Source organism: Burkholderia sp. Ac-20384 (genome assembly GCF_017104605.1).
GTDB classification, from domain to species: Bacteria; Pseudomonadota; Gammaproteobacteria; order Burkholderiales; family Burkholderiaceae; genus Burkholderia; species Burkholderia lata.
In genome coordinates this window covers 34,427-54,814 of record NZ_JAAGPE010000034.1, presented here as the reverse complement: position 1 = coordinate 54,814, position 20,388 = coordinate 34,427, and the positions used below count along the sequence as shown (strand labels likewise).

12 protein-coding genes and 1 pseudogene are annotated in these 20,388 nt (G+C 66.2%); 6 read left to right on the top strand and 7 right to left on the bottom strand.

Annotated features, from left to right (window positions below; genetic code table 11):
• From G3O00_RS09470 to G3O00_RS09455, 4 genes and pseudogenes are all read left to right on the top strand, one after another.
• Positions 1-131 (top strand): annotated as a pseudogene (locus G3O00_RS09470) (Tol-Pal system protein TolB); the annotation flags it as partial.
• A gap of 442 nt (positions 132-573) precedes the next feature.
• Positions 574-1,467 (top strand): MBL fold metallo-hydrolase, encoded by an 894-nt coding sequence (locus G3O00_RS09465; RefSeq protein WP_206142811.1) that lies wholly within the window; start codon positions 574-576, stop codon positions 1,465-1,467.
• Positions 1,468-1,485: 18 nt separating this feature from the next.
• Positions 1,486-2,982, top strand: a complete 1,497-nt coding sequence (locus tag G3O00_RS09460; RefSeq protein WP_174929209.1) for an aldehyde dehydrogenase family protein — start codon at positions 1,486-1,488, stop codon at positions 2,980-2,982.
• Between the two features lie 3 nt (positions 2,983-2,985).
• The gene (locus G3O00_RS09455) at positions 2,986-4,626 is read left to right on the top strand and encodes a GMC family oxidoreductase N-terminal domain-containing protein (protein WP_206142810.1); all 1,641 of its coding nucleotides are present in this window, start codon (positions 2,986-2,988) and stop codon (positions 4,624-4,626) included.
• A 281-nt stretch (positions 4,627-4,907) separates the two neighbouring features.
• On the opposite strand, the gene G3O00_RS09450 is transcribed toward G3O00_RS09455, so the two are convergent.
• From G3O00_RS09450 to G3O00_RS09425, 6 genes are all read right to left on the bottom strand, one after another.
• The gene (locus G3O00_RS09450; RefSeq protein ID WP_206142809.1) at positions 4,908-6,413 is read right to left on the bottom strand and encodes a cytochrome c; all 1,506 of its coding nucleotides are present in this window, start codon (positions 6,411-6,413) and stop codon (positions 4,908-4,910) included.
• Between the two features lie 4 nt (positions 6,414-6,417).
• Positions 6,418-8,070 carry a GMC family oxidoreductase gene (locus tag G3O00_RS09445; protein ID WP_174929206.1) on the bottom strand — a complete coding sequence of 551 codons (1,653 nt, stop codon included), beginning with the start codon at positions 8,068-8,070 and terminating at the stop codon, positions 6,418-6,420.
• A gap of 5 nt (positions 8,071-8,075) precedes the next feature.
• Positions 8,076-8,666, bottom strand: a complete 591-nt coding sequence (locus tag G3O00_RS09440; RefSeq protein ID WP_206142808.1) for a sugar dehydrogenase complex small subunit — start codon at positions 8,664-8,666, stop codon at positions 8,076-8,078.
• 483 nt (positions 8,667-9,149) lie between these two features.
• On the bottom strand, positions 9,150-9,662 hold the full coding sequence (locus tag G3O00_RS09435; protein ID WP_241025059.1) for a heme-binding protein: 513 nt from the start codon (positions 9,660-9,662) through the stop codon (positions 9,150-9,152).
• Positions 9,663-10,115: 453 nt separating this feature from the next.
• On the bottom strand, positions 10,116-10,403 hold the full coding sequence (locus G3O00_RS09430; RefSeq protein WP_206142806.1) for a DUF1330 domain-containing protein: 288 nt from the start codon (positions 10,401-10,403) through the stop codon (positions 10,116-10,118).
• Between the two features lie 132 nt (positions 10,404-10,535).
• The gene (locus G3O00_RS09425) at positions 10,536-10,760 is read right to left on the bottom strand and encodes a hypothetical protein (protein WP_206142805.1); all 225 of its coding nucleotides are present in this window, start codon (positions 10,758-10,760) and stop codon (positions 10,536-10,538) included.
• 617 nt (positions 10,761-11,377) lie between these two features.
• Between G3O00_RS09425 and G3O00_RS09420 the strand changes: the two genes are divergently transcribed.
• Positions 11,378-12,760, top strand: coding sequence for an MFS transporter (locus G3O00_RS09420; RefSeq protein ID WP_241025057.1), 1,383 nt, complete (start codon positions 11,378-11,380; stop codon positions 12,758-12,760).
• Between the two features lie 229 nt (positions 12,761-12,989).
• Here the strand turns inward: G3O00_RS09420 and uvrA are convergent, their stop codons facing one another.
• The gene (uvrA, locus tag G3O00_RS09415; protein ID WP_206142803.1) at positions 12,990-18,893 is read right to left on the bottom strand and encodes an excinuclease ABC subunit UvrA; all 5,904 of its coding nucleotides are present in this window, start codon (positions 18,891-18,893) and stop codon (positions 12,990-12,992) included.
• A gap of 649 nt (positions 18,894-19,542) precedes the next feature.
• Between uvrA and G3O00_RS09410 the strand changes: the two genes are divergently transcribed.
• Positions 19,543-20,352, top strand: coding sequence for an alpha/beta hydrolase (locus tag G3O00_RS09410; RefSeq protein WP_241025056.1), 810 nt, complete (start codon positions 19,543-19,545; stop codon positions 20,350-20,352).
• Positions 20,353-20,388: the final 36 nt, after the last annotated feature.

Below are 20,388 nucleotides of genomic sequence, written 5' to 3'. Positions count from 1 at the left end.
GCGGCACGAAGGTCGCGTACGTGTCGTTCGAGCGCAAGAAGCCGATCGTCTACATCCACGACCTGCCGACCGGCCGTCGCTACATCGTCTCCGACCAGAAGGGCAACAACAGCGCACCGGCGTGGTCACCGGCCTACGCCCGCGCCTGCCTCTGCCTCTGCCTCTGCCTCTGCCTCTGCCTCTGCCTCTGCCTCTGCCTCTGCCTCTGCCTCTGCCTCTGCCCCTGCCCCTGCCCCTGCCCCTGCCCCTGCCCCTGCCCCTGCCCCTGCCTCTGCCCCTACCCGCATCAAAGGCGCGTGCCGCCGACCTTCGCCATGCGACGTGCGCGTTGTTCCGCCTGCCGGAATTGAACGCACTTCCGCTCGCGATCACACCGCGCACCGGAACCGCCTGCCGGGCGCCTTATTCCGAAGTACGAAACAGCACGGGTAAAACGACTCGACAACCGCATGCCATGTGATGCAATCGACAACCCATGGACGGACGGCCCCTTCACGCGCGCACCGGGTCCCGATCCTCCAGGGCGTCCTTCAGCCGGGGGCGTCCGTCGAACAATCACCGAGGAGACACGCCATGCCGTTGCTGCATACCATTCGCTCGCGGATCGGCCATGCGGAAGTCGTGCAGATCGTCGAAATGGATATCAGCCGGATTCTGGAAACCTTGCTGCCCGACGCCACGCCCGACCTGATGAAAACCATTCCGTGGATGAAGCCGCCCTACGTGGGCGACGACCACGGCATGCGCGCCGTCAGCCAGTGCTTCATCGTCAAGACCGGCACGCGCATGCTGGTGGTGGACACCTGCGTCGGGAACGACAAGGACACCGCCGGCTTCGATGCGTTCTCCGGTCTGCAGTTCGAATTCCTGGCGACGCTCGAGGAAGCGGGCATCGACCGTCATGCGGTCACCGACGTGCTGTGCACGCACCTGCATTTCGATCACGTCGGCTGGAACACCTACAAGCAGGATGGCCGGTGGCTGCCCACCTTCCCCCATGCGAAGTACCACTTCGGCAAGCAGGAGTTCGACGCCGCGCAACAGGGCAACCCGGACGACGCGATGTACCGCGCGCAGGACCTGTCGTTCCACGAATCCATCCAGCCCGTCGTCGATGCCGGCCTCGCGCACTTCATCGATCGCGACACTGACCTCGGCGACGGGATCTCGGTGTTCTCCGCGCCGGGACACACCATCGGCCACATCGCGATCGAGATCGACGCCGGCACCGAGACCTTCATCATCGCCGGCGACGCCATGCATCACCCGGTGCAGGTTGCCAGGCCGGACATGGCGCAGATCCTCGACTACGACCACGCGCAATCGTCGGCCACGCGGCACGCGTTGCTGTCGCGCCTCGACGGCAGCAAGACGCTGTTCACCTGCACGCATTTCTGTTCACCGTCGTTCGGGCGGATTACCCGCGATCCGGAAGGCGACTACGTGTTCACCGGCGTGCCCCAATAACGCTCAGGTTCCGATTCCATGCTCAGTCTCGTTTCCCATCTCGACCGCTTGAACGTCCGCCCCGGACGCCTTTTCATCGATGGCCAATGGCTGGACTGGCCCGACGCGCGTTTCGACCAGCTCAACCCCTGCACGAACGAAGTCATGACCAGCTTCGCCGACGCCGGCGCGCAAGGCGTGGAGCTGGCCGTGGCCGCAGCGCGCAAGGCATTCGACGAAGGTCCGTGGCCGCGCATGCGCGCGCAGGACCGCAAGCGCCTGCTGCAGCCGATCGTCGAGCGCCTGTATGCGGCCGAGGAAGAAATCGCGCGCCTGCAAACGCTCGACAACGGCATTCCGTACGCATTCAGCCGAAATTCGCGCGTCTCCGCCAAGTCGGCCGCCGACGTCTTCGATCACTTCCTCGGCTGGATCGACAAAATCAACGGCGACACGCTGCCGATCTTCTCCGATGCGTCGAACATGCAGTACATGACCTTTCGCGACCCGGTCGGCGTGGTCGCGGCCGTGCTGCCGTACAACGGCCCCGTGCTGACATTCGCGATGAAGGTGGCGCCGGCGCTGGCCTGCGGCTGCACCGTGATCGTCAAGTCGTCGGAGCTCACCAACCTCGCCGTGGCCCGGCTCGCGCAGATCATCGCCGACAGCGACTTGCCACCCGGCGTGTTCAACTTCGTGACCGGCGGCGTCGAAACGGGTAGCGCCCTCACCTCGCACGCCGGCGTCGACAAGGTGACCTTCACCGGCAGCCCGGCCGTCGGTGAAAAAATCATGATCGCAAGTGCGCCGACGATGAAACGCCTGTCACTGGAACTGGGCGGCAAGAGCGCGGCGCTCGTCTTTCCCGACACGCGCAGCGTGCAGACCACCGCGCACGCGCTGATGGGGCTGTGCTCCACGTTCCTGTCGGGCCAGATCTGCTCCACGCCGTCGCGCGCGGTCGTGCATCGCTCGATCATGGACGAGTTCCTGCACCACGCGCAGGAACAGCTGCAGAAGGTGCAGTTCGGCGATCCGTTCGACGCGGCCACCACGTCGGCGCCGATGATTTCCCGGCGCCACCAGGCGCGCGTGCTCGACTACGTCGAAAGCGGCCGCCAGCAAGGCGCGACGCTGCTGGCGGGCGGCCGCGCGCCGGGTGGCGAATTCCGCAACGGCAACTGGGTCGAGCCGGCCCTCTTCGCGAACGTGAGCAACGACATGACGATCGCGCAGGAGGAAATCTTCGGCCCCGTGCTGTCGGTGATTCCGTTCGACACCGAGGAGGAAGCGATCCGCATCGCCAACGACAGCGCGTACGGGCTGGCCGGCTGCGTGTACACCACGGACGTGAGCCGCGCGTTCCGCGTCGCGCGTGCGGTCAAGAGCGGCGCGATCGGCGTCAACGGCTTTGCCAGCATTCCGAACGCACCGTTCGGCGGCATCAAGCGCTCGGGCACGGGACGCGAAGGCGGCTGGTCGACGATCGAAGCGTTTACCGAACTGAAAACCGTCAATTTCAATCTGGATGCCTGATCGATGACGGAAACCTTCGACTATGTTGTGGTCGGTGCAGGCAGCGGCGGCAGCGTGGTGGCCGCGCGCCTGGCCGAAGCGGGCCATACGGTGTGCGTGCTCGAAGCCGGCCCGCCCGATACCAACCCGTTCATCCACATCCCGGCCGGCTACATCAAGAACCTGTTCAACGACAAGCTCGTGTGGCGCTTTCGCAGCGGCCCGATCGCGGGCACTGACGGCCGCACGATCGAGCTGACGCAGGGCAAGGTCGTGGGCGGGTCGGGTTCGATCAACGGGATGGTCTACAACCGCGGCCAGCACGGCGATTTCGACGACTGGGCCGCGCGGGGCAATCCGGGCTGGGGTTACGACGACGTGCTGCCGTTCTTCAAAAAGGCGGAAACGCGGATCGGGCCCGGCGACGACCGCTATCGCGGCCGCAACGGGCCGCTGATCGTGACCGACCCGATCCTGCCCGCCCCGTTGTGCGACCTGTTCGTCGAGGCCGTCAAGAGCCTCGGCTACCCGTACGTCGCCGATTCCAATGCTCAGGCGCAGGACGGCGTCGGCCCGTGGCATTTCATGATCGACACGCGCGGCCATACGCCGCGACGCAGGAGCGCCGCCCGCGCTTACCTGCATCCGGCCATCAAGAGCGGCCGCGTGACGCTGCGCACCGGCAGCCCCGCCACGCGCGTGCTGCTCGACGGCCGTCGCGCCACCGGCGTGCGTTACCGCGCGGGCGGCACCGGCGCTCCCGAGCGCGAAGTGCGCGCCAACCGCGAAGTCATCGTCGCCGCCGGCGCGCTGAACACGCCCCGCCTGCTGCAGATCTCCGGCATCGGCGACAGCGCGCATCTGCGCGCGATCGGCGTGCAGACACGCGTCGACCTGCCCGGCGTCGGCGCCAATCTCGTCGATCACTTCAACCTGCGCGTGGCCGTCCGGGTCAAGGACGTCGCCACCCTCAACGAGCGCGGGCGCGGCCTGCCGCTGGCCGGCGAGATCGCGAAGTACTTCCTCGGCCGGCCCAGCATCCTGAGCATGGGCCCGGTACCGATGCGCTTCTTCTTTCGCTCCGACCCCGCGTTGTCGCGGCCCGACCTGCAGGTGTCGTTCACGCCCGGGAGCTATCAGGAAGGGCTGCCCGGCCTGCTCGATCACTATCCGGGCATGACGCTCGGCGGTCACAAGCAGCGCCCCGACAGTCGCGGCTGGGTCAAGGCGCGATCGGCCAGCATCGACGAACTGCCCGAGGTGCAGCCCAACTACCTGACCGACGAATCGGACCAGCGCGCGATGGTGGCCGTGGTGAAGATGGCGCGCGCCGTCTTGCAGGCCCGGCCGTTCGCCCCGTACTACGTCGACGAAATGTTCCCCGGCAACGACGTGCGCACCGACGACGAGATTCTCGCGTTCGCGCGCCAGCGCGGCGGCACCGTCTATCACCACAACGGCACCGCGCGCATGGGGCCCGACGGCGACCCGATGGCCGTGGTCGATGCGCGGCTGCGCGTGCGCGGCGTGCAGGGCCTGCGGGTGGCCGATGCGTCGGTCATGCCGTCGCCGATCTCGGGCGCGACCAACGCGGCCACGATCATGATCGGCGAGAAAGCCGCCGACATGCTGGTACAGGACGCGAAAGCGGCGCCCGCGGGGTGAAGCGTCAACCGATGGACGCGTGGCGCCCGGATCGGCAATACGTGAGATGGGCGGGCGATGCGGTGGTGCATGCGGTGCCGGTTCCCTGCCGGCAGGGTCGCACGCCGCATGTCCACGCTTGAATGAGCGCGCCCACGGGACGCGAAATCGTCATGCGCAGGCCCTTTCCAGGACGTCGAGCCGGTTTGACCTGAAATGCGGAAGCCGGCTCGACACGCGTCGGCTTGCGCTGACGGGTCGATGCCGGCTTCCGCGCCGCACCTGGGCGGCGGTCCGCTGAATCAGCCGACCTTGCCGCGCGGCGGATCGGCAAGCGGAACGCGTTGGCGGCGACGCCACCAGAACGCGACGCCCAAGATCGCGATCAGCACGACCAGCGCCGCGCCCGGCAGCATCAGCGGCCGGACCCGCACGAGCAGCGGAACGGGGCCGCCGCTGCGCGCGACGGCAACGTCGTCCGCGGTGACGGTCACGTCCGGATTGCCGTACTGCTCAAGCACGTAGTTCGCGATGGCAGCAACCTGGTCGTCCTTGAGCGGCTGGACATAGGACTCCTCGCCAAACGACGGCATCAGCACATGCTCGCCGCCCACCTCGCGATCGACACCGTACAGGATCGCCGCAATCAGGTTCGACGGATTGCGCGAGCCCGTGGCGGTATTGTTCGACAGCGACGGATACGCCTGGCTCGGGCTGCCCTTGCCATTCGTCTGGTGACAACTCGCGCAGTAGCCGCTGAACAACGCCGCGCCCGTCGTCAGCGTGCCGTTCGCGTTCAAGGCGGACGCGCCGCGCAACGTCGCTTCGCTGCTGATCGCTCGCCCGTACGAGAATGCCGGCACCGATTCGCCTTCGTCGCGGATCGGCTTCGTGCTGCGCAGATACGAGACGATCGATTTCAGGTCCGCGTCCGACAGATACTGCAGGCTGTTCTGCACGGCCTCCGCCATCGGGCCGGCCGCCTGGTTCTTGCCGGCTGCGCGGCCGGTCTTCAGGTACGACACCAGCTCGTCGTCGGTCCACGCGCCGATGCCGCTCACCGGATCCGACGTGATGTTCGGCGCGTACCACGCACCGAGCTGCGCGCCGCCGAGATTACGGCCGAAGTCTTCGGCCATCAGTGCGTTGCGCGGTGTGTGGCACGCGCTGCAGTGCGCCAGCACGTTGGTCAGGTACGCACCGCGATTCCACTGCGCATCGTGGGCCGGATCCGCTTCGAAACGCTTGTTCGACAGGAACAGCATGTTCCATCCGGCCATCGCCATGCGCATGCCGAACGGGAACGGCAGGTTCGTGGCGGGCGCGGCTTCGTCGACCGGCTTCACCGCCTGCATGAAGTAGCTGTAAAGCGCATGCACGTCGGCGTCGCTGAGGCCGCTGTACGACGTATAGGGCATCGCCGGATACAGGTACGCGCCATCCGCGCGCACGCCTTCGCGCAGCGCTCGGGCGAACTGCGCTTCGGTGTAGTTGCCGATGCCGGCCGTTTTCGACGGCGTGATGTTGCTCGAATAGATCTGCCCCATCGGCGACGCGATGCCGTACCCGCCCGCGAACGGCTTGCCGCCATCGAGCGCCGTGTGGCAGGCCATGCAGTCCGCCGCGACCGCGAGCTGATGCCCCTTTTCGACCAGCGCGGCGTCGGCCGACGTCGAAGCCGTGCCGGCCGGCGCATCCTGCGCGAACGCGGATGCGCTGCCGACGAGTGCGAACAGGCCGGCCGCGATGGCCACGCGATACGCGGTGCCGCGCCGCGCGCGACGGTGTCGTTGAATCGTGTGTGTCATCGCATCAACCCTTCGCGAGGCTCGCGGAAATCGAATCCGCGGCCTTCAGGCCAAGGGCCGCCATCGACAGCGTCGTGTTGACGACGGACGCCGACGGCATCGCGCCACCGCCCGGCAGCCACAGGTTCGCATGGTCGTGCGCGCGGCAGTCGCCGTCGACGACCGAGTTCTTCGGATCCGCGCCCATGATGGTGCCGCCCATGATGTGATTGTTCGCGTTCAGCGTCTTCGTGATGTTGAATTCGACCGCGTCGAACAGGGTGCCGATGTGCGACAGCTGCTTGCATGCCGCGTCGTAGCCGTGCCGCACGTAGTCGCCGACGTCGTAGTGGATGTCCGGGCAGGCGAGGCCGAGCGGATCGACGCGCGTCTTGCTGAGCGTCAGGCGGTTGTTCGGGTCCGGCAGCGGTTCGAGGCTGATCGACAGGTCCACGCCGTAGATCGCGCGCCGCCGGATTTCCTCGTCGAGTGCCTTGCCGACCAGGCCGAGCTTCAGCGCCTGTTGCGTCGCCGGCCCGACGCGCGAGATGTTGTTCAGGATCATCTTGTTCGCCGAATACTGTCCGCGGAAATCGCCGTCGCGCGGACCGACGATACAGCTGCTCTGCGCAGGGCCGCGGCCGAGCCACATCGGCTCGTTCGCGAGGAACGTGCAGTGGAAGCCCGAGTGATCCATCATGTTGCGGCCGACCTGGTCCGAGCCGTTCGCGATGCCGTGCGGATTGCGCTCATTCGCGGCGAGCAGCAGCAGGCGCGGGGTCTCGATGCCGTTGCAGGCGAGCACGAACCGCTTGCCGCTCGCCTTGTGCGACTTGTGCGACGCGTCGTACCAGTGCACGGCCGTCACGCGATTGTTCGCGTCGGTGTCGATCTTGTAGACGACCGATTCGGCGAGCACCTTCGCGCCCTTGCGCTCCGCGCGCTCGATGTGATGGATGCCGTTGTACATGGCGCCGATCGGGCAGATCGGCTGGCAGTTGTTGTTGCCGCAGCAAGTCGGGCGGCCATGCCACGGCCGCGTGCTGCGCGCCTGCGGAATCGGGATCGAGCGGTAGCCGTGCGCGTTGACGATTTCGGCGAAGCGCCGGTCGCCATGGCCCCACGGCACCATGTCCATCGGATACGGGCGGCTGCGTTGCGACGGCGACTGCATCGCCGGGTCGCTCGGTCCGGCCACGCCCATCTCCTCTTCCGCGCGGCAGTAGTACGGCTCGAGATCGTCATAGGAGATCGGCCAGTCGCGGCCGACGCCATACGTCGACTGCATCCGGAAATCGACCGGCAGATGCCGCCAGCTCGACGCGGCCCAGTGCCAGGTCGTGCCGCCGACCGTGCGCAGGTAGCCCTGCTGGAAACTCTGGCCGTCCGGACCGCTCAGGCCGACGTAGTTGTTCTTCGGGAAATACAGCGGGGCCGGCGCATTCGGCGCCTGCGGGTAGAGCCCCTGGAAGTCGGACCCGACGCGATTGTCGAAAGGCATGTTGCGCCAGTTCTCGACCGCCTGCCCGCGCTCGATGCGCAGGCCCGATTCGAGGATCAGCACCGAATGGCCCTGGCTGACCAGCTGGTCCGCGATCAAGCCGCCCACCACGCCGGATCCCACGATCACGACGTCGGCCGACACGTCGCCGTTCGATTCAAATACAGGAGTTTTCATGAGATTCAGGCGTGCTTTTGCGGGTGCTGTGAAGTGGCTGGCGCCACCATCTTGCGCGGCGGCGCGACATCGGCCGGCGGCGGTTCGGCGGTCCACCACAGCGGGCCGTTCGAGCAATAGGTCGGCGCGCTCATCCCGTCCTGGACGGTGTCGTACATCAGCGCATCGGCGTAGGTCACCATCACGGCCTTCTGGCCATGACCGACGGTGCCCGTGTACCACGCGGCGACGATCGCGAGCGCGGTGTCGTGAAGGCCGGCGCTGTCGGCATCGGCCAGCAATTGTGCGGGGGTCTGCCCGGCGCGAACGCGTTGCGCCAGCGCGGCCGCACGCGCGGCAAAACCGGCGTCGGTGCGATGGAACGCGTCGACGAGCCGCCTGGCCGTCATCGGGTCGAGATTCGCGTGGCCTGTCAGGGCGCTCGACAGCGCGAGAAAGGTCTTGGCGTCGAGCGACGGCTGCTGCGCGAATGCATGGCCGGGCGCGACAGTGAACAGCCCGACCTGCGTCAGGGCTGCCGCCATCACTTTCAGGGCCGCTCTCCGCGTAATGCCGGCGCGCGCAACGACGCGCGTTTCATGATCGTAAGGGGACATGTCGTTTTCGTCTTCTTGGCGAGCGGTTGCTCGCAGGCTTTCTTGCATTCAAATATTCCGCGACGGGAGTCGCTCCGCGCCGAAACCACGGAATGCCTCCCCCACGACTTGTGCACAACCCGTCCGAAAGCACCGGCAAACGACCATGACCGGCCGAACAAAGTATTGCACACGTCATGCGACGCAAATTTTTAACTGCTCAAACTGCACATAATCCGGGACAGGATTATGGAACCGGTTCCATTTTTGAACGTAGTAACCGGTTCAAATTGTCATCGCAGGGGGGAGTGTAACGATATCGATCGAATCGCGTATTTTCGCGACCGTGTCGAGTCCCCAATCCCGTCGGGAAACGGGACGCATCCGCCGGACCCTGATCGGTTTCGGATACGCGCAAAACTCGATGAAACTAAAACGTAATGCTTATATTATTTATTTGAAAGAATAATCGCCCCACGGTGAGCTTGCCTGTTGCGCAGCGTTTTACCGGATGGCCGCCGCGCCCGCGGCCGCGATCACGCTATCCTGCACCCCCGCGCCGCCACTGGTCCCGATCGCGCCGATCAGTTGCCCGCCCACCACGATCGGGATGCCGCCTTCTCCGGCGAGAATGCCCGGGATACTGAGGTTGCCGGTCGCCCCGTTGTTGATCGCGTTCTGCATATCCTTGGTCTGTCGGCGGAAGCGAACCGACGCCCGCGCCTTGGCTTCCGCAATTTCGGTGGAGGCGAGTTGCGTTCCGTCCATCTTGTCGCACGAGACCAGATTCCCGCCGCTGTCGACGACGACGATCGCGTATTTCCAGTTTCGGCGTCGCGCTTCTGCTTCGGCTGCCGTAATGGCCGTGCGCGCCTGGGCCAACGTAATGGGCGCACCGTACGGGATGTCATACGGGAGTTGTTCGGGAATCGGTGCGGGTGCCGGAGATTGTGCTGCCGCATGGCCGGTGAAAAATGCGGCTGCCACGATGAAGAGTCGGGATGGCTTCGAAAACATGAGAGGCGGTTCCATAAAGGCTCGACGAGGCTGATTTGCCCGGCGAACGGTTGATCTTGCGGGTGACACAAACTTGACGCGTCGTCAGTACGGCCACTGCACGCTCCTCCATTGGAAATGACGGTTGAGCGATCAGGTCATGACGCAGGCTCGTGACGGAGATTGGAATATGACGCCAGCCGCGCAAGACGGCCGCGGTGGCGGTGATCCCGAGAAACGGCAGGAACGTGTACAACGACGTGTTTTGATTGCGACAGTCCCGGATACTATCCGACCGCGAGCAGCGGTGCGCCGGAGACCACGGGCGCGATCCATCGTCAGCCCGGCTTTCGACGTCCTGTTCCGATGCATGGAATTTCATCGACGACGACTATGAGGAAATCGAATGCACGGGCACGGTCCCGTCGATGGCGTGGCCGTAACGGCGGTCGTTGAGCCGCCCCACCGGCCCGGTCAGACGCCTTCGACCAGCACGGCGCGATAGCGCGCGCCCTTGAATCGATGCTGAACGACGGCCTGGTATGCCGGGCTGTCATACCACGCGTGCGCGGCGTCCCGGGACGGAAACTCGACGATCACCACACCTTCCGGGCCGTCGCCTTCGAGCGTTTCCTGCGGGCCATACGCGGCCAGCACCTTCAACGAGTGGCCGGCGAGCGTCGCGCCGACCTGGTCCTGATAGCGGTCGAGTTCATGCTGATCGTGCGTGCTTTCACGCGTGAAAACGATATAGGTCGCCAAGATTGCACTCCTGTTGCGGTTCGAGAATGATGGGACGATCCGGAGATCGCCCGTCGGACAACGGCATTCATCGTAACCATCGGGCGCGCGTTCTCGTATCCCCCGCGATTCCAACTGTGTTTTCGAGCCGGATTAACAATGGATGTCGTCGGGCGGACACCGCTCAATCTGGACGGCCGCTTCCTTCGCACGCGCGGACATCGCGTCGTGGAACGTCACGATCTCCGCATGTGGCATGGCCGCACGGTTGATGCATCGCTCGTGCGGCGTCGTCGCATTCCAGCGATCGAGAAACGATTCGAGTTCCTCGAAACCTTGCGGCGGACAGCTCGAATCGTGCTTTACCTCGTCGGTCATCGTGCTCATCCAGTTCTGGATCGGGAAGCTGCGGACGGGGCCTGGCGACAGTTCGCCTCGTCCTTGTTCAGCGTGCGCTCCATTCCCAAACATTCCGTACTTCGAAACATTTCCCCGATGGTCAGGCCGGCGCAACGCGATCGCCACCGATTTGTTCGCGATCCCGGGCGAACCGTCTACCTCAAAAATGGTGTGATTGGCAAATAAAGACCGCCCTCTCCCTTCGATCAAACCCGGGCGGCGGCTTGCCGTTTGACTCGGCGTGGCCCGACCGTTCGCGTCCCGATACCGATCACCACCGGCCGGGTTTCCCGCCACACCACATTTACGGGACAAGACCCGTTGCCACGCGCCCCCGGCCCTGCCAGCCGCGCTTAATGGATAACACTCATGGCACTTCACTATCGATCCCGCCAAACTACCTAACGATAGTTTGATAAAAGAGCGCTGACGCCTGCCCCGGCCGGCCGCCCCGATCGGGCGGCGACGCACCGTGCAACCGTGCAGGCGCCTGATCGACACGACTCAGCGCCGCACGCGTCGTGCGCGGCGACGGTTTCGTCGAACGATTTCCACAGCAACCGAACGACCGTATTGGAGAAATGATGAGGAATGCCATGAATGAAACCCCGCCCGTCGGCGGCCTGAGCGAAGCGCTAGCGGGACGCACCTCCGTCCAGACCGGGCAGGACAGCGTCCGGTCGTGGTACATCCTGGTCATTCTCACGTTCGCGTATTCGCTCGCCTATATCGATCGCCAGTTGCTCAACCTGCTCGTCGACCCGATCCGGCATTCGCTCGCCATCTCCGACACCCAGCTCAGCCTCGTCCAGGGCGTCGCGTTCATTTCCGCGTACCTGATCGCATCGCCGCTGTTCGGCCGGCTCGTCGACGTGACCAACCGGCGCAACATCCTGCTGGTCGGCATCTGCCTGTGGTGCATCTTCACCGCCCTGTGCGGCAAGGCCACGACGTTCCAGGGATTGTTCCTCGCGCGCTTTGGCGTCGGTGCCAGCGAAGCGTGCGTGTTTCCGATTGCGCTGTCGATGATCGCCGACTGCTTTTCCGCGAAACAGATGCCGCGCGCGATGAGCGTCTTCATCCTCGGTCCGATGCTCGGCGGCGGCCTCTCGCTCGTCGCCGGCGGCCTCGTCATCTCGTTCGCGCGTGACGTCCATCAGCAATTCCCGATGCTCGCCGGGTTCGAAACCTGGCAGCTCGCGTTCGTGCTGATCGGGTTGCCGGGCATCCTGTTCGCGTTGCTGGTGTGGCTGACGGTGCGCGAGCCGGTACGCAGCAAGGTCATCAGCGGCAGCACCGACGAACGGCAGTATTCGACCCGCGATTCGGTCGCGTTTCTGTGGGCGCGGCGCGGGTTCTACGCGCGGATCCTGTTCGGCGTCGGCACGCTCGCGATCGTCGTGCTCGGCATGCCGGCGTGGCTGCCGACCTATCTGATCCGTGCGCAGGGGATGCCGGCGGCGCTGGTCGGCTTCCGCTTCGGCGCGCTGGTAGTCTGCTGCGGCACCGCCGGCGCGCTGGCCGGGCCGTGGGTCGTGCGCTGGTTCGAGCGGCGCGGCTACGAAGATGCGTCGCTGCGCACCGCCGCGTTCGCGATGATCCCGATGCTGCTCAGCTGCGCGAGCATTCCGTTTGCGCCGGGCGCGATCGGCACGCTGGTCGCGGCCGCCGTCACCGTCTTTTTCTTCACACTGCCGACCGCATGCATGGCCGCGTCGCTGCAGCTCGTCGCACCCAGCCGCATGCGCGGCCTGGTCGGCGCGCTCTACTCGTTCTTCGCGCAGTTGATCGGCTTCGGGCTCGGCCCGACGTTGATTGCGCTCGTCACCGATCGCGTGTTCGGCAACCCGAAGATGGTCGGCCAGTCGATCGGCATCGTCTGCACGATTGCCGCGGCGCTGGCCGCGTGGCTGCTGTTCACGTCGCTGCCGCACTATCGCCGGTTGCTGGCGGAGGAGCGTGGCGCGAACGCTGGCTGATGATGTGGGATGCCGGTCAGGTCGATCGTTGCGTCGACCTGACGGACAGGGGCGCTTTGCGCGCCTCGAGATCACGGCGGCGATCTATGGCGTCGACCGCCGCCCCAAAAGAAAACACCCCTCGACGAGGGGTGCATGGGCCGGATCGCGGTGCGGCCCCCAGCCACTTGCCAGTCAGCTGGGGGAAATCATCGCGCGGCACCGGGGCCGTCGAGTCGAAGCGTCACGCTTACCCTACCCGCGCTTCACCCTCGCGCTCGGCTTCCCCTTCGTCCGTACCGATTCGTGCCAGCACCGGCTTGAGCGCCTGCCCGGTGTGGCTTGCGCTCACCTGCACGAGCGCTTCCGGCGGCGCCGCCGCGACGATCGTGCCGCCCCCCACGCCGCCTTCCGGCCCGAGATCGATGATCCAGTCGGCTTCCGCGATCACGTCGAGGTCATGCTCGATCACGACGACGCTGTGCCCCGCATCGACGAGCCGGTGCAGCACGCGGATCAGTTTCGCGACATCCGCCATGTGCAGGCCGACCGTCGGTTCGTCGAGCACGTACAGCGTGTGCGGCGCCTTCTGGCCGCGCCGCGTGATGTCGTCGCGCACTTTCGTCAGCTCGGTGACGAGCTTGATGCGCTGCGCCTCGCCGCCCGACAGCGTCGGCGACGGCTGGCCGAGCGTCAGGTAGCCAAGGCCGACATCCTTCATCAGCTGCAGCGGATGCGCGATGTTCGAGATCGGCGCAAAAAACTCCACCGCCTCGTCGATCTCCATCGTCAGCACGTCGCCGATGTTCCGGCCGCGCCACGTAACGGCGAGCGTCTCCGGGTTGAAGCGCTGCCCGTGACACACGTCGCACGGCACCTTCACGTCGGGCAGGAAGCTCATCCCGATCGTGCGCACGCCTTGCCCCTCGCATGCGGGGCAGCGCCCGTCGCCGGTATTGAACGAGAAACGCGACGCCGTGTAGCCGCGCGCACGGGATTCCAGCGTATCGGCGAACAGCTTGCGGATCGTGTCCCACACGCCGATATAGGTGGCCGGACACGAGCGCGGCGTCTTGCCGATCGGCGTCTGGTCGACTTCCAGCACGCGATCGATCTGCTCCCAGCCGCTCAGCGACTCGCAGCCCTGCCACGCATGCGTGACGCTCAGCGACGGCCGCGGAGCGCTGCGCGCGAGCACGCTCGAACGGCGGTTGGTGGCCGGCGCGTCCTGCTGCGCGGCCTTGCGTGCGCGGCGCGTGGCCGGCGACGACAGCACCGAGCGGCCGACCGCGTCGAGCAGGTTCGTCATCAGCACGTCGCGCGCGAGCGTCGACTTGCCCGAGCCGCTCACGCCCGTCACCGCGACGAGCCGAGCGAGCGGAATGCCGACCGTGACGTCACGCAGGTTGTGCAGCCGCGCGCCATGCACGGTCAGCCAGGCTTCCGGCACCGCATCGCCACCCTTCTTGCCCGGCAGGCTCACACTGCGACGCGGCTGCAGCGGGTGCGTCATCGGCTGCGCGAGCAGGCGCCCCGTCACCGAATCGGCCTGCGCGGCGAGATCCGCGACCGCGCCCTGCGCGACCAGCGTGCCGCCGCGCTTGCCCGCGCCCGGGCCAACGTCGATGATGTGATCGGCGCGGCGGATCGTGTCCTCGTCATGCTCGACGACGACGAGCGTATTGCCCTTGTCGCCGAGCTTGCGCAGCGCGTCCAGCAGGATCTGGTTGTCGCGCGGATGCAGGCCGATCGTCGGTTCGTCGAGCACGTAACAGACACCCTGCAGGTTGCTGCCGAGCTGCGCGGCGAGCCGGATGCGCTGCGCTTCGCCGCCCGACAGGCTCGGCGCCGCGCGATCGAGGCTCAGGTAGCCGAGCCCGACTTCCTCCAGAAACGCGAGGCGGCTGCCGATCTCGCTGACGATGTCGCGTGCGATCTGCGCGTCGCGGCCCGTCAGTTCCAGCCCGTCGATCCAGCGGCGCGTGTCGGACACCGTCCATTGCGCGACCTCGACGATCGGATGCGCGTCGAACGTGACAGCCCGTGCGGACGGGTTCAGCCGCGTGCCGTGGCAATCCGGGCACGGCTCGTTGCCCACGCCTTCCGGTTCCTGCTCGTCGGACGGCAGTGTCTGCTCACGGCCACGATCATCGCCGGCGAGCACCGTGTCGTCGTACGCGGCACGCTGTTCGCGCGTGAGCGTGACGCCGGTGCCGACGCAGGTCGTGCACCAGCCATGCTTGCTGTTGTACGAGAACATCCGCGGGTCGAGCTCCGGGTAGCTCGTGCCGCACACCGGGCACGCGCGCTTGACCGACAGCACCTTGACCGTGCCGACACGCGCGGTCGAATGATCGTTCTGCATCGCATGGTGCAGCCCGTCGAGCGGCGCGAGCAGATGCATCACGCCCTTGCCGAGCTCGAGCGTCTCGTCGAGCACGCGCCGCAGTTCGGCCTCGTTGTCCGGCGACACGACGATATCGGCCACCGGCAGCTCGATCGTGTGCTCGCGGAAGCGGTCGAGCTTCGGCCACGGATCGACCGGCACGAATTCGCCGTCGACCCGCAGATGCGTGCTGCCGCGCGCCTTCGCCCACTTCGCGAGATCCGTATAGACGCCCTTGCGGTTGACGACGAGCGGCGCGAGCAGCCCGACGTGCTCGCCGCGATGATCGCGCAGCAACTGCGCGGCGATCGATTCGACGGACTGCGACGTGACGGGCGTGCCGTCATGGATGCAATGCTGCAGGCCGAGCTTCACGTACAGCAGCCGCAGGAAGTGCCAGACCTCGGACGTGGTCGCGACCGTGCTCTTGCGCCCGCCGCGCGACAGCCGCTGCTCGATCGCGACGGTCGGCGGAATGCCGTACACCGCATCGACTTCGGGGCGGCCGGCCGGCTGCACGATCGAGCGCGCATACGCGTTCAGCGATTCGAGGTAGCGACGCTGGCCTTCGTGGAACAGGATGTCGAATGCGAGCGTCGACTTGCCGGAACCCGACACGCCGGTGATCACGTTGAACTTGCCGTGCGGGATGTCGACGTCGAGCGCCTTCAGGTTGTGCTCGCGCGCGTTGACGATCCGCACGACGTCCTCGCCTTCGATCGCACGCCGCTCGCGCGCCGCATTCAGCACGGCCTGCAACGGCTTGCCTTCGTCGGCGAGCGCCAGCTCGGCATCCATTGCGCGGTCGTATTGCAGCAGCGCGACGCCGGTATGCGATTCGGCGCAGGCCTTCACGTCGTCGGGCGTGCCCGCGCACAGCACGAGCCCGCCGCCGTCGCCGCCTTCCGGGCCGAGATCGATCAGCCAGTCGGCCGCGCGGATCACGTCGAGGTTGTGCTCGATCACGATCAACGAATGGCCAGCTGCGAGCAGCTTGCCGAACGCCTGCATCAGCTTCGCGATGTCGTCGAAGTGCAGCCCGGTGGTCGGCTCGTCGAACATGAACAGCTTTGCCCGCGCGATGCGCGCTTCTTCCGTGACGACCCGGCGCCCGTTGACCGCTGCGGCCGATTCGGCGAGGAAGCCGGCCAGCTTCAGCCGCTGCGCTTCGCCGCCCGACAGCGTCGGCACCGGCTGGCCGAGCTTCACATATTCGAGGCCGACGTCGACGATCGGCTGCAGCACGCGCAGCACCTCGGCGTCGGTCGCGAAAAACGCGGCCGCTTCGCTGACCGTGAGGTCGAGCACGTCGGCAATGCTCAGCGCGCGGCCATTGCGCTCGATCCGCACTTCGAGAATCTCGGCGCGGTAGCGGCTGCCGTCGCAATCCGGGCAGCGCAGGTAGACGTCGCTCAGGAACTGCATCTCGATGTGCTCGAAGCCCGAGCCGCCGCAGGTAGGGCAACGGCCGTCGCCCGAGTTGAAGCTGAACGTGCCCGCGCCATAGCCGCGTTGCAGCGCGAGCGGCGCCTTCGCGAACAGCTTGCGGATTTCATCGAACGCACCGACGTAGCTCGCCGGGTTCGACCGCGTGGTCTTGCCGATCGGCGACTGGTCGACGAACACGACGTCGCCTACCTGGTCGGCGCCCGTCAGGCCGCGGTACGCACCCGGCGACTCGGTCGCCTTGCCGTGGTGCCGCGCCATCGCCGGATAAAGCACGTCCTGCAGCAGCGTGGACTTGCCGGACCCTGACACCCCCGTCACGCAGACGAGCCGCTGCAGCGGAATCTCGACCGTCACGTCGCGCAAGTTGTGCTCGCTCGCGCCTTCGAGCACGATGCGCGGCGTGTTCGCGTCGACCACCCGACGCGCCCAGTTCGACGCGTGCGCGACATGCTTGCGGCCGCCGAGGTACTCGCCCGTGAGCGTATGCGCCGAACGGATGTCGCCCGGCGTGCCGTCGTAGACGATCGTGCCGCCGCGCTCGCCCGGGCCGGGCCCCATGTCGATCAGCCGGTCGGCCGCGAGCATCACCGACGGATCGTGTTCAACCACGACCAGCGTATTGCCCGCGTCGCGCAGCCGCTGCATCGCCTCGACGATCCGCGTGAGATCGCGCGGATGCAGCCCGATGCTCGGTTCGTCGAGCACGAACAGGGTTTTCGTGAGCGACGTGCCGAGCGCCGTCGTCAGGTTGATCCGCTGCACCTCGCCGCCCGACAGCGTGCGGCTCTGCCGGTCGAGCGTCAGGTAGCCGAGCCCCACGTCGCACAGGTACTTCAGGCGCGTGCGCACCTCGGCAAGCAGCAGCTTCAGCGCATCGTCGAGCAGCGCGCTCGGCAGGCTGATGCCGTCGAAGAAGCGACGAATGCGCTCGATCGGCAACAGCATCAGGTCGTGCACGGTCAGGCCCGGCAGCGCTTCGAGCTGCGCGCGGCTCCAGTCGACGCCACGCGGCAGGAAACGGCCGGCCGGCGCGAGCACGCCGTCGGCGTTGTCCTTCGAGCCGAGCCGCCATTGCAGCGATTCCGTCTTCAGGCGCGCACCGCCGCACACGTCGCACGGCGTGTAGCTGCGGTATTTCGACAGCAGCACGCGGATATGCATCTTGTACGCTTTCGACTCGAGATAGCCGAAGAAGCGCTTCACACCGTACCACTGGCTCTGCCACTTGCCGTTCCAGTCCGGCGAGCCGTTGACGACCCAGTCGCGCTCGGCATCCGACAGCTCGGCCCACGGCGTGTCGCGCGGGATGCCGGCTTTCGCCGCGTAGCGCATCAGGTCGTCCTGGCACTCCTTCCAGGCGGGGGTCTGCATCGGCTTGATCGCGCCGCCGCGCAGCGTCTTGCGCGCGTCGGGGATCACGAGGCCGAGATCGACGCCGATCACGCGGCCGAAGCCGCGGCACGTTTCGCACGCGCCGTACGCCGAATTGAACGAGAACAGCGCCGCCTGCGGCTCCGCATAGCGCAGGTCGCTGTCGGGATCGTGGAGCCCGGTGGAGAAACGCCACACCTGCGGCTCGGCGGCCGCGCCATCCGGGCTTTCCGGCTCCGCCGCGAGCACGTACACGTTCACGCGCCCGCCGCCGCGCTTCAGCGACGCCTCGATCGCCTCGACGACACGCACCTTGTCGGTGTTCTGCACACGGAAGCGGTCGGCCACCACGTCGAGCACCTTGCGCGGCCCGGTGGCCGACGCGACCTCACGCTGCGCCTGCACGCGCGTATAGCCGCTCGCGGACAGCCACTGCGCGATTTCTTCGTCGGACACCGTTTCCGGCAGTTCGACCGGGAACGTGACGACGACGCGCGGATCGTCCGCCTGCGTGCGCGCGACCAGATCCGCGTAGATCGTCTCCGGCGTGTCGTGCCGCACCTGACGCGCAGTCTTGCGGTCGAACAGCTCGGCCGCGCGCGCGTACAGCAGCTTCAGGTGATCGTTCAGCTCGGTCATCGTGCCGACCGTGGAGCGCGAGCTGCGGACCGGGTTGGTCTGGTCGATCGCGATCGCGGGCGGCACGCCGTCGACGCGCTCGACCTGCGGGCGATCCATCCGGTCGAGGAATTGCCGTGCGTACGCGCTGAACGTTTCGACGTAGCGCCGTTGGCCTTCCGCGTACAGCGTGTCGAACACGAGACTCGACTTGCCGGAGCCCGACGGGCCGGTGACGACCGTCATCTCGCCGGTGCGCAGGTCGAGATCGAGATTCTTGAGGTTGTGCTGACGTGCTCCGCGAATGCGGATCAGATTGCTGGATGACAATTTGCCTGCCCGTCTGAATGAGTTAGCCAGAGTTCACGGTGCCGGGACGCTGCGGCGGATGCCCGCAGGCGCGGCGCGCGGGCCGCAAGGTCGTGCCCGTGCGACTCGATTTCGACGGACACTATACTGTATATTCATACAGTTTTCCATGACGACCCTGGGGGCGTCATGGGCAGGCGGCTGGCGGCCGGGATTCCCTTTCCCCGGAACGCTGTTCGCTCAAGCTGGAGCCCGGTTTGGACATGGCGCATGCCCCGATGCGCTCGCGGTCCGTCATTCCTGGCCACGGCGATTGAGACCCGATTCAAGGTGGCAGGTGAGATGGGGAGGATCGGGAAAGGCCGGACGGCAAAATCCAGTTGTTTCGGAACGTTCGACGTCTGATGGTTTCCCTGCTGCTGCAGGTTGCTTGTGGCCCATGCCGTCGCCGCGACCTCGGCCGACTGCGCGCGAGAGTCTTTGATGCTACCTTGATCCGCGAACACGGCACACGCGTAGTTCAATCGGCACGCCTGGTGGGAAACCTGCAACTTTTGCATGGCCGTCAGTCGGATAGGGCTAGCTTCACCCGAGCCCGGCCCGTTTGACGCCGGAAACGAAACGCCCCGCACATCGGGTGTTCAGCCCATTCTCAGATATCGGACAGCTCATGAAGAACAGCATTCTGGTCACGTCCGGTCGCGCCGCGCTGGCGACCGAAGTCGTCGGCAGTGGAGACCCGATCGTGTTTTTGCACGCACGCGTCGCGGACCGCCGGATGTGGGGCCACCAGATGCGTGAAACAGGCGCGAGTCTCCAAGCCATTGCCTATGATCGACGAGGCTTTGGAGAAACTACTGCTGAAGCAGAGAGCCATTCTTCCGTTGAGGATTTGATCGCCGTTATCAAGTCGGTGTCAAACGGCGCTCCTCCAATACTGGTTGCCTGCTCTCAAGGCGGGGGCATTGCACTCGACGCAGCGCTTCGATATCCGTCACATGTTCGCGCGCTTGTTCTAGTTGCGCCGAATGTGACCGGCGCGCCGAAAATGATCCATGCGCCGCAGGTTGACGATTTGATTGCCCGTTTAGCAGATGCTGAGGCCAGCAGCCATTTTGAAGAAGCCATTGCGATACGCACGCGTCTCTGGCTTGACGGCCCGCTTCAGCACGAAGGGCGCGTGAACGGCGAGGCCCGCAAGCTGTTCGACGAGATGAACGCTGTCGCTCTCGCTTTGCCCCCGGCAGGCATGAACACCGATGCGCCGATTGCATATGGGCGACTGGAAGAAATTTCGGTTCCGACATTGGTGATGTGCGGGGAGCTTGACCTTCCCGGCATTCAGGAACGTAGCCGTTACGTCGCGAATACCGTACCTGGCGGTATCTTCCACCCGATATCCGGTACCGCCCATTTGCCGAGCCTCGAGCGGCCTCAGGAGGTCACGGGCAGGATCGTGGAATTCATCGGATCACTGTAATGTTCGTCAATGGCGGTGGTAGCGGAACGCTGACGA

What these genes read in the sequence shown, in the direction of transcription:
- G3O00_RS09465 (WP_206142811.1), top strand. Translation starts at nt 574, where the DNA reads ATGCCGTTGCTGCATACCATTCGCTCGCGGATCGGCCATGCGGAAGTC.
- G3O00_RS09440 (WP_206142808.1), bottom strand. Translation starts at nt 8,666, where the DNA reads ATGTCCCCTTACGATCATGAAACGCGCGTCGTTGCGCGCGCCGGCATT.
- G3O00_RS09455 (WP_206142810.1), top strand. Translation starts at nt 2,986, where the DNA reads ATGACGGAAACCTTCGACTATGTTGTGGTCGGTGCAGGCAGCGGCGGC.
- G3O00_RS09425 (WP_206142805.1), bottom strand. Translation starts at nt 10,760, where the DNA reads ATGACCGACGAGGTAAAGCACGATTCGAGCTGTCCGCCGCAAGGTTTC.
- G3O00_RS09460 (WP_174929209.1), top strand. Translation starts at nt 1,486, where the DNA reads ATGCTCAGTCTCGTTTCCCATCTCGACCGCTTGAACGTCCGCCCCGGA.
- G3O00_RS09410 (WP_241025056.1), top strand. Translation starts at nt 19,543, where the DNA reads ATGAAGAACAGCATTCTGGTCACGTCCGGTCGCGCCGCGCTGGCGACC.
- G3O00_RS09420 (WP_241025057.1), top strand. Translation starts at nt 11,378, where the DNA reads ATGAATGAAACCCCGCCCGTCGGCGGCCTGAGCGAAGCGCTAGCGGGA.
- G3O00_RS09450 (WP_206142809.1), bottom strand. Translation starts at nt 6,413, where the DNA reads ATGACACACACGATTCAACGACACCGTCGCGCGCGGCGCGGCACCGCG.
- G3O00_RS09435 (WP_241025059.1), bottom strand. Translation starts at nt 9,662, where the DNA reads ATGTTTTCGAAGCCATCCCGACTCTTCATCGTGGCAGCCGCATTTTTC.
- G3O00_RS09445 (WP_174929206.1), bottom strand. Translation starts at nt 8,070, where the DNA reads ATGAAAACTCCTGTATTTGAATCGAACGGCGACGTGTCGGCCGACGTC.